The 2,055-nt window shown below is 31.0% G+C and carries 3 protein-coding genes and 1 pseudogene; all 4 read left to right on the top strand.

What is annotated here, in order from left to right:
* Positions 1-488: pseudogene (locus OZD61_RS00570) on the top strand (hypothetical protein); the annotation flags it as partial.
* A 248-nt stretch (positions 489-736) separates the two neighbouring features.
* Positions 737-928, top strand: coding sequence for a hypothetical protein (locus OZD61_RS00575; protein ID WP_274979457.1), 192 nt, complete (start codon positions 737-739; stop codon positions 926-928).
* Positions 925-1,263 carry a hypothetical protein gene (locus tag OZD61_RS00580; RefSeq protein ID WP_264707082.1) on the top strand — a complete coding sequence of 113 codons (339 nt, stop codon included), beginning with the start codon at positions 925-927 and terminating at the stop codon, positions 1,261-1,263. Before OZD61_RS00575 ends, OZD61_RS00580 begins: the two co-directional genes overlap by 4 nt.
* 238 nt (positions 1,264-1,501) lie before the next feature.
* Positions 1,502-1,669 carry a hypothetical protein gene (locus OZD61_RS00585; protein ID WP_274979458.1) on the top strand — a complete coding sequence of 56 codons (168 nt, stop codon included), beginning with the start codon at positions 1,502-1,504 and terminating at the stop codon, positions 1,667-1,669.
* The last annotated feature ends 386 nt before the right edge of the window (positions 1,670-2,055 follow it).

Raw genomic sequence — 2,055 nt, forward strand, 5'->3', positions numbered from 1 at the left:
AAGAGTCATTATCCAAGTCATATGAAGCACTAAAGCTAAATCTTTCAAGGGACATGAAAAATTACCTTGAAAAGAAGATAAGATTTGTCAGCTTTTTATGCGATTTCAAATGTCAAGAAAATCTGATAGAGTCATTCACAGCCCAAGCAAATGTTGATTATCAAATAGATAAATTTTTACTTTCTCTGATTACAAAAAATATAAAAGAAGAAAAGATGTTAAATGAAATAAACGGAATGATAGAATTTTTAGAAAAGCATGAAAGATTTGATGAGTTAGAATATAAAATAAGAAGACTAAAGTCAGAGCTTGAAAACGGCAAAAGCAAATGTCAAGAAGAAGTTATTAAAGTAATCATCAAAGAACGAGAAAGGGAAAAGAAGAAGATTGAGGAAGAATATGTCAAAGTAAAGAATTTATCTGAAGAAAGGGAAAAATTATTGAGACAGCTAAAGAGGTTAAGTGTTGGTTTTAATGAAGTATGGTAGAAAAATGCACGAATATTAAGGAAGTGCATAACTTCAAAATTAAAAATGTAAATATGTAACCCAAGTAAGTTTACTATATTTTAAATAGTATCATATACTTATACTAATTTTGGGATAGTAAATGGGTATAGGACAAGAAAAAAGCATAGTAGAGTAGGTTTCAGTATAACAGAGATAGACGAAGATACTCTCAAGTATCTCCTGTAAAACGGGAACCAGAGAGAGTAGAAGATGGTGTAGAGGCAATATTGGCTAACAAAGTAGAGCAATCCAAAACAACAGAGCAAAACAGAAATTACAAATTGCCAATAAAGTTACTAGAAGATGAAAAAGCAACTGCGTCTCAGGAAGAACTTTTCAGTCAAAGCGATATACAAAAAGCTATAGCAGTAGAGCAAGCTAAGAAAACAGAAGTGCAATCTACACAATCAGATAATTGATAATTGAAAAGTTTTCAAATAAAAAAGCTGCTGTGCAGAAAACAGAGACTAAAGGTAACCTTGTTTCAAATGAGAAAGTGTGGGTTACAATAGGATTGGCTTTGTTGGCAAGTGCTACTATATACCTGCAATACGGAGGCATAACTGCTCTATTGTTTGCATGTGCTTTGGTATGTCTAGGAATAGTTATGTCTAAAAAGTTTTGGCCTGAAGTTGAAGAAATGAGTACACCAGCCACGTTATTTCACGAACTCATCTATACCAAATTTAACATAGCCTTAAAACCCGCGCCATTGACCTACTTTTCCCCAATATACTTTAGCCACATAGGGTGATTTTCCTTCCGTAATCTTTTAATAGTGCTTTCATAATGCATACTTTATGTAAAATGCTCTCAGCGTATTGCATCTTTTTTGCCCTTTTTTGAGAAAATTAAAAGTAAATAAGTAAATAAAAGAATTTAAGATAGCGCTAAAAAAAATGTTTCTTTTAAAAAATATTTAGTTCAAAAAAACGTTGCTTTGTAAATAAATTTGAAAATACTAAATTGAGCATATCTTATAATTAAATACAGTGGTCTTACGTGATGATGAATTGCTCCGTGCTATAAAAAAAGTTAGAAAGTTTATTAGTAAAGGTAATATTGCAAATAATGACATGGCTCTTCTACCCTTAGCCGATGAATATGGTCATCTAGATATAGTAAGGTATATTATGGATAAAGGTGTATCTATATTGTGAAAAGCTCAGACTTGGACTGGTGGATGGCTGCTAATGAGACTTCAAAAGCTTCATCTGTTCTATATTTCTCCTTTTTTCAAAACTTCATTTTTAGTAATAAGACTCTTTGGAGTGACCTTTCAATTAAAACTAGTTCTCACGAGCATTATGTAAAATGACTAAAATAGGCTATGTTCCTTAAGTTTTTGATAAAATCTATTTACATAAAAATACCTACCTACTTGAGAACTGAGATCAAAAAATAAAGTGAACCTATAATAAAACCAAAATTACAGATAAAATAGTAAATATGATATTTTCAGCTGACTCTAATCTTAGAACCTGTTAAGGATCTCGAAAATATGAGGTAAAATAAGCATAGTTAAGAACCTGTTTAAAATCTTCGT

Source organism: Wolbachia endosymbiont of Drosophila bocki (assembly GCF_028982005.1).
Classification (GTDB): Bacteria; Pseudomonadota; Alphaproteobacteria; order Rickettsiales; family Anaplasmataceae; genus Wolbachia; species Wolbachia pipientis.